The organism is Kitasatospora sp. NPDC054795, assembly GCF_053611565.1.
The window spans coordinates 1-7,079 of record NZ_JBSHAP010000205.1 but is presented as its reverse complement, the minus strand read 5'-3'; the positions used below and the strand labels follow the sequence as shown (position 1 = coordinate 7,079).

Here is a 7,079-nt window from a genome sequence, read left to right as displayed (position 1 = left end):
GCCCCCCCCGGGCCCCCCCCCCCGCGGGCCCCCCCCCCCCCCCCCGCCCCGGGCGGCCCGCGGTGTCGGTGCCACGGTGTCAGTGCGTCGGCGTGCCCAGCGGCAGCGTGGCCGTCGCGCTGCCCGGGGCCGAGGCGGTCGCCGGGCCGGTGCCGCTCGGGCTCCCCGCCGGCGTGCCCGTCCCGGTCGGGGTGGGCGTGCCGGTCCCGCTCGGGGTGCCCGTCCCGGTCGGTGTGCTCGGGCCGGTCGGCGTTCCGGTCGGCGTGCCGGTCGGGGTCGAGGTGGGCGTGCCGCCGGACGGCGTCCCCGGGTCGGTCGGCGTACCGGTGCCACCCGGCGTGGTCGGCGTCCCGCCCGGCGTCTGCGGCACGGTCGGCGGCGTCACCTCGCCGCCGGGGGCGGGCGTGGCCGGCAGCTGGTGGGCCGGGCTCGGTGCTATCGGCGTGACGGCGTCCCAGCCCGACGGGAGGTCGGGCACCTTCCAGGCGCCGCCGGCGTCGTCCGCCGCGCCGGACGGGTCGGGACGGACGGCCCCGAGGATCGGCATCGATCCGATCGGCGAGATCTTGATGAACGCGCCGGGCCGCGGCGCCTGCACGATCAGCCCGCCGCCGATGTACATCCCGATGTGCGAGGCGTCCTGGAAGTACACCACCAGGTCGCCGGGCCGCAGCTGGTTGAGCGCCACGTGCGGCAGCTGCGCCCACTGCTCCTGGCTGGTGCGCGGGATCGGCTTGCCCGCGTGCAGCCAGGCCTGCGAGGTGAGGCCCGAGCAGTCGTAGGCGTCCGGGCCGGTGCCGCCCCACAGGTACGGCTTGCTCACCTGCGCCAGCGCGAAGGCGATGGCCGCGCGACCCTGCTGGGAGGGCGTGCGCTCGCCCTTGCCGAGCGCCCCGGAGGCGAGGAACGCGAGCTGCGCCTCGTCCGCCTTGGCCTTCTCCAGCTGCTCCAGCTCGGTCCGCTGGGCGCCGGTCAGCGAGGAGACCATCTGCTCGACCGCCGTGAGGTCGGCGGACGCCTTGGCCTTGGCCGCGTCCTGCTGGGCGACCAGCGTCCGGGCGGTCGCCAGCGCCTCCTCGGTCTGCTTCTTCAGCCCGTCCAGCGCGTCCCGGTCGCTCTTCAGCTTGTCCAGGAACTCCGACTGCGAGCGGCTGGCCGAGGCGAGCAGCTCGGCGATGACGACCGCCTCGTACGGGTCCTTGGAGAGCAGCAGCTCCGCGTAGGCCGACGCGGCCCCGTTGCGGTACTGCGCGGCGGCGAGCTGCGAGGCGATGTCGGTGCCCGCGTCGACCTGCTTCTGCTGGCGGTCCAGCCGGCCCTGGAGGTCGGTGAGCGCGGTCTGCTGGTCCGCCGCCTTGGCGACGGCGCCGTTGTACTGCTCGGTGGCGGCCTCGGCGCTCTGGTAGAGCCCGTGCAGCCGGTCGAGCAGCGGGCCGAGGGTGGCCTTGGCGGCGGCGAGCGGGTCGGCGTCGGCGGCGATCTGGCCGGCTCCCGGGTCGGGCGCGGCCCAGGCGGCCTGGGCGCCCACCGGCAGTGCGAGCGCCGCGGCCGCGAGGACGGCTCCGCAGCGCAGCGCCGCCCGCACCCAGGGCCGTACGCGTGCCGTCTCCGCTCTCTGTCCCGCCCCGCCCATGGCCTGGTCCTCCCCGCCGCGCACTGCCCCTGTCCCGGCTTCCCGGATCCCGCAGATCCTCCCACGGGTTACTCGCCGGAAACAGGGCGCATGCGGACCGGGAGGTTAATTCTCGATGGACCTGTGAGACAGCTCTCAGCAAACCGGGTCGAACCGGCGCGTTCTTCGCTAATGTCCAGTTCAGCGCGCCGTATGTCACCTCGATGAAATCCAGCGGTCACTGCGAGTCAACCATCGGAACCACGATTCCCGGCCCAGTTCACCTTCCGTTTACCAAGCAGACCTACGGTCGCGACGTCACCAACGTCCGTGCGACAACTACGACGATTGTTTGGGTATGGAACACATCTCGTTCCTGGTAGCCGTTGTGATCATCACGGCGCTCGCCTTCGACTTCACCAACGGGTTCCACGACACCGCCAACGCGGCCGCCACCGCGATCGCGACCGGGGCTCTTCGTCCGAAGGTCGCGGTCACCATCGCGGCCCTGCTCAACTTCGCGGGCGCGTTCCTGTCCGTGAAGGTCGCCACCACCATCTCCGGCGGCATCGTCAACGAGAAGGCCGGCGTCCATCCCGAGATCATCTTCGCGGCCCTGGCCGGCGCCATCCTCTGGAACCTGCTGACCTGGCTGCGCGGGCTGCCGTCCAGTTCCTCGCACGCGCTGTACGGCGGCCTGATCGGCGCCACGATCGTCGGCGTCGGCATGAACGGCGTCAACTTCGACACCGTGGTGACCAAGATCCTCATCCCCGCGGTCGCCTCCCCGTTCGTCGCCGGTCTGGCCTCCTGGGGCGCCACCAAGCTGGCGTACGTGATCACCCGCAAGGGCGACTCCGCGACCACCGAGAAGGGCTTCAAGACCGGCCAGATCTTCTCCTCCTCGCTGATCTCGCTCGCGCACGGCACCAACGACGCCCAGAAGACGATGGGCATCATCACCCTGACCCTGGTCTCGGTCGGCGCCCTGCCGCACGGCGCGCTGCCGCCCACCTGGGTGATCGTCTCCGCCGGCGCCGCGATCGCGCTCGGCACCTACATGGGCGGCTGGCGGATCATCCGCTCGATGGGCAAGGGCCTGGCGGACATCCGCCCGCCGCAGGGCTTCGCCTCCGAGTCGGCCGCCGCGACCGTCATCCTGACCTCCTCGCACATGGGCTTCGGCCTCTCCACCACCCAGGTCTGCTCCGGCGGCATCATGGGCGCCGGCCTCGGCGGCCCGAAGGGCGAGCTGCGCTGGAGCCTGGTCCGCCGCATGGTCTACACCTGGGGCCTGACCCTGCCGGCCGCCGCCGTGGTCTCCGGCGGCGCCGCCCTGCTGGCCGAGCAGGGCAGCTGGGGCGTCGCCCTGGTCGGCGTCGTGCTGGTGGCCGGCGCGGGCGCCATGTGGGTGATCTCCCGCCGCCAGCCGGTCGGCGCGGACAACGTCAACGACGTCGACGTCACCCCGGTCGAGGTCGCACCGGCCGGCGCCGCCGCGAACACCCCCACCCCCGCCTCGACCACGGTCGCGGCCTGAGCGCCGCAGACCCAGGGCGTGTCTTGCGGGTCCTTGCCGGGTCCGCGGCGTTGGGGCACGCACCTCGCCGCGTTGTCGTCGGTCGCCAATGCTCCGCAGTGGCTCCCTCCTCCGCCTTGCGATGCACGCACCCCGACGCCGCGCCCTGATCCGACAAAACCCACAAGACACGCCCCGGAGCACTCACCATGCACATCAAGTGGAACGCCCTGGCCCAGACCGCCGGATTCAGCTTCGGCATCACCGTCGCCGTCGTCTGCGTCTTCGCGCTCGGCATCCTGGCGCTGTCCCGCCGCGAGGCCGCCCTGGTCGCCGCCCGTGAGGGCGGCGGCGCCGGGACCGCGGGCGGCGGCAGGCTCGCCCTGGCCGGCGCCTGCGTCTGCTTCGCGCTGTGCGGCGGGGCCGTCCTCTACGGGCTGTCGCTGATCGCCGGCAAGTAGCCGCACCCGGCACGACGGGCCGGGGAGTGCCTTCGCACTCCCCGGCCCGTTCGCGTATCCCGACGGCCGGTCAGCTCTCCTGGGTGGTGGTCCGCAGCGCGGTCTCCCGGATGAACAGCACGGTGACGAAGGCCAGCGCCGCGAACGGGGCGGCGCACAGGAAGATGGTGCCGACGCCGTGGCCGAAGGCGTCCGTCACCAGCGGCACGATCGGGGCGGGCAGCTTGGCCAGGTCCGGGATGCCGCCGCCGGAGGCCGCGGGCGACGCCGGGACGTGCGCCGCGGCCAGGTTCTCGGCCAGGTAGTGGGAGACCTTGTTGGACATCAGCGCGCCGAGCGCGGAGACGCCCATCGCACCGCCCATGGTGCGGAAGAAGGTGACCACCGAGCTGGCCGCGCCGAGCTCGTTGCGGGGCACCGTGTTCTGCACCGCGAGCACCAGGTTCTGGCTGGTCAGGCCGAGGCCGACGCCGGTGATCGCCATGTAGACGGAGAGCAGCACGTAGCTGGTGTCGGCCCGGGCGGTGCCGAGCAGCGCGAAGCCGACGGCGAGCAGCGCGGTGCCGGAGACCAGGTAGGCCTTCCACTTGCCGTACTTGGTGATCAGCCGGCCGACCACCGCGGAGGAGACGGCCAGGCCGAGGATCATCGGCAGGGTCATCAGGCCGGCCATGGTCGGGGACTTGGCGCGGGCCAGCTGGAAGTACTGGCTGAGGAAGGTGGTCGCGCCGTACATCCCGACGCCGACCAGCACGCTGGCCAGCGCGGCCAGGGTGACGGTGCGGTGCTTGAAGAGGCTCGGCGGGATGATCGGCTCGGCGGCGCGGCGCTCGATCACGACGGCCAGGGCGCCCAGCAGCACGCCGCCGCCGACCATGGCCGCGGTCTGCCAGGAGAGCCAGGCGTAGTTCTTGCTGGCCAGGGTGATCCAGATCATCAGCAGGCTGACCGAGCCGGTGATGACCAGGGCGCCCAGGTAGTCGATCTTCGCCTTGCGCTTGACCACCGGAAGCTTGAGGGTGCGCTGCACCACCAGGATCGCGACCAGCGCGAACGGGATGCCGACGTAGAAGCACCAGCGCCAGCCGAGCCAGGAGGTGTCCACGATGACGCCGCCGATCAGCGGTCCGCCGATGGTGGCGAGGGCGAAGACCGCGCCGAAGTAGCCGCTGTAGCGGCCGCGCTCGCGCGCCGGGACCATCGCGGCCAGGCAGATCTGGCCGAGCGCCACCACACCGCCGGCGCCGATGCCCTGGAGCGCGCGGCAGGCGATCAGCTCGCCGGTGTTCTGCGAGAGGCCGGCCAGCGCCGAGGTACCGATGTAGATCAGCAGGGCGATCTGGAGCAGCAGCTTCTTGCTGACGAGGTCGGAGAGCTTGCCCCAGATCGGGGTGGAGGCGGTGAGGGTGAGCAGGGCCGCGGTGATGACCCAGGTGTAGGCGGACTGGCCGCCGTGCAGGTCGGCGAGGATGTGCGGCAGGGCGTTGGAGACGACGGTCGAGGAGAGCACGGCCACGAAGAGGCCGAGCAGCAGGCCGGAGAGCGCCTCCATCACCTGCCGGTGCGTCATCTGTTGACTGTCGGCCGCTGCGGCGGTTCCGCTCGCGGCGTCGGTGGTCACGGTCATCTGGGTCCTTCGGCGAGCGCGCGGGATACGCGGATCATGAAATTTCGTTGCCGTAAGCAACCATAAGACTGGATGGTTGAATTAGGCAACTTTCTTCAAGGGAAAGTAAAGCCCGCGCCCACGGGCCCGGAGGCCCGCGCGACCGCCGCCGGATCACTCGGTCGGCGGCTCCCCCAGCACGTCGTTGAAGCGGTGCAGCAGCTCCGCGAAGCGGGTCACGTCCTCCGGCGACCAGCCGTCCATCACCTCGCGCACCCGCCGCATCCGGACGCCCTGCGCGGCCAGGTAGCGCCGCCGCCCGTCCTCGGTGAGCGAGACCAGCGCGGACCGGCGGTCCAGCGGGTCCGTCTCCCGGGCCACCAGGCCCAGCTCCTCCAGCGTCCGGATCTGCCGGCTCACCGTCGCCTTGCCGACCGAGAAGTGCACGCCGACGTCGGTCACCCGCACCGGCCCGGCCTGCTCGACGTAGCCGAGCAGGCTGTACGCCATCCCCTCCAGTCCGGGGTGCACCCGCCGTGAGAGTTCCGCCACTCTGGCCCGGCCCCGCCGGAACATCAGCGCGACCTCGCGCTCCACCGCCACCAGGGCATCCTCGTCGCTCACCGCGCCAGTATCGCGCAGTGGCGCCGGCCGCGGCCCGGCGCGTGCGGTGCGACAAGCCAACTACTTCATGGTATGAAGTATCGGTTCTGGAAGTACCGTTTTTCCCCGTTACGCAAGGAGATGTGGATGGCAGCCCCGGGGCAGGGTTTCCTCGCCGAACTGAAGAGTGCGGTCACCCCGCGCGCGGCACTGCTCGTGATCGGCGTGCTGCTGCTCCAGCTCGGCTTCATCACCTCGTACATCGGGGCGCTGCACAAGCCGGCCCCGCAGAACCTCTCCATCGCGGTGGTCGCCCCGCCGCAGGTCGCCCCCAAGCTGGTCGGCGCGCTGGAGTCGGTGCCGAACGACGCCGTCAAGGCCCTCACCGCGCCGGACGCCGAGACGGCGACCCAGCAGATCAAGGACCAGAAGATCTACGCGGCGCTGGTCGTGGACCCGACCGGCACCCAGGACACCCTGCTGGTCGGCGGCGCCCGCGGCCCGTCCGCGGCCAAGGCCGCCGAGACCATCACCACCGCGATCGACCAGAGCCAGGGCCGCACCGTGAAGGTCCAGGACGTGGTCCCGCTCGCCAAGGGCGACACCAACGGCCTCTCCGCCTTCTACCTGGTGATCGGCTGGTGCGTCGGCGGCTACCTGGTCGCCTCCATCCTGGGCATCAGCGCGGGCTCCAAGCCGGCCAACGTCCACCGCCTGCTGATCCGCCTCGGCGTGCTCGCGCTGTACTCGATCGGCGCCGGCGTGCTCGGCACGGTGATCGCCGGGCCGGTGCTGGACGCGCTGCCGGGCTCGATCCTCGGCCTGAGCGCCGTCGGTGCGCTGGTGGTGTTCTCGGTCGGCGCCTTCACCATGGCGCTCCAGTGCCTGTTCGACGTCATCGGCATCGGCATCGCGGTGCTGATCTTCGTGGTGCTCGGCAACCCGAGCGCGGGCGGGGTCTACCCGGCGCCGATGATGCCGCCGTTCTGGCGGGCGATCAGCTCGTGGATCCCGAACGGCGCCGGCACCAGCGCGGCCAAGTCGGTCGCCTACTTCGACTCCACCAACCTGGGGCTGCCGATCCTGGTCCTGGTGGTCTGGGCGCTGATCGGCATCGGCGTCGCCCTGCTGGCCGTCCTGCGCGGCCCGCGCTCCGGCGGCCGCACGCTGGTCCCCACCGAGGACTGAGCCGCCCGCTCCCGACCCGTCACCGGGCCCCCGGCCACCGCGGCCGGGGGCCCGGCGCGCGTTCCGGGGCCCGGCGGCGCCCCGCAGGGT

General features: G+C 72.3%; 6 protein-coding genes. 3 read left to right on the top strand and 3 right to left on the bottom strand.

What is annotated here, in order from left to right; genetic code table 11:
• Window positions 1-79 precede the first annotated feature (79 nt).
• A complete protein-coding gene (locus ACWGJO_RS39450) occupies window positions 80-1,633 on the bottom strand; it encodes a C40 family peptidase (RefSeq protein WP_452190494.1) in 1,554 nt (517 codons plus the stop codon).
• Window positions 1,634-1,970: 337 nt separating this feature from the next.
• Here ACWGJO_RS39450 and ACWGJO_RS39445 point away from each other — a divergent pair, with 337 nt between their 5' ends.
• Both ACWGJO_RS39445 and ACWGJO_RS39440 read left to right on the top strand, forming a co-directional pair.
• Window positions 1,971-3,152: an inorganic phosphate transporter gene (locus tag ACWGJO_RS39445; protein ID WP_359904449.1), complete on the top strand. Its 1,182-nt coding sequence runs from the start codon at window positions 1,971-1,973 to the stop codon at window positions 3,150-3,152.
• A 188-nt stretch (window positions 3,153-3,340) separates the two neighbouring features.
• Window positions 3,341-3,592 carry a hypothetical protein gene (locus ACWGJO_RS39440; RefSeq protein WP_452190492.1) on the top strand — a complete coding sequence of 84 codons (252 nt, stop codon included), beginning with the start codon at window positions 3,341-3,343 and terminating at the stop codon, window positions 3,590-3,592.
• A 70-nt stretch (window positions 3,593-3,662) separates the two neighbouring features.
• Here ACWGJO_RS39440 and ACWGJO_RS39435 read toward each other — a convergent pair whose 3' ends face one another.
• Both ACWGJO_RS39435 and ACWGJO_RS39430 read right to left on the bottom strand, forming a co-directional pair.
• On the bottom strand, window positions 3,663-5,219 hold the full coding sequence (locus ACWGJO_RS39435) for an MDR family MFS transporter (protein ID WP_452190491.1): 1,557 nt from the start codon (window positions 5,217-5,219) through the stop codon (window positions 3,663-3,665).
• Window positions 5,220-5,372: 153 nt separating this feature from the next.
• Window positions 5,373-5,822: a MarR family winged helix-turn-helix transcriptional regulator gene (locus ACWGJO_RS39430; protein WP_452190489.1), complete on the bottom strand. Its 450-nt coding sequence runs from the start codon at window positions 5,820-5,822 to the stop codon at window positions 5,373-5,375.
• 126 nt (window positions 5,823-5,948) lie between these two features.
• Between ACWGJO_RS39430 and ACWGJO_RS39425 the strand changes: the two genes are divergently transcribed.
• Window positions 5,949-6,989 (top strand): DUF3533 domain-containing protein, encoded by a 1,041-nt coding sequence (locus ACWGJO_RS39425; protein ID WP_452190487.1) that lies wholly within the window; start codon window positions 5,949-5,951, stop codon window positions 6,987-6,989.
• Window positions 6,990-7,079: the final 90 nt, after the last annotated feature.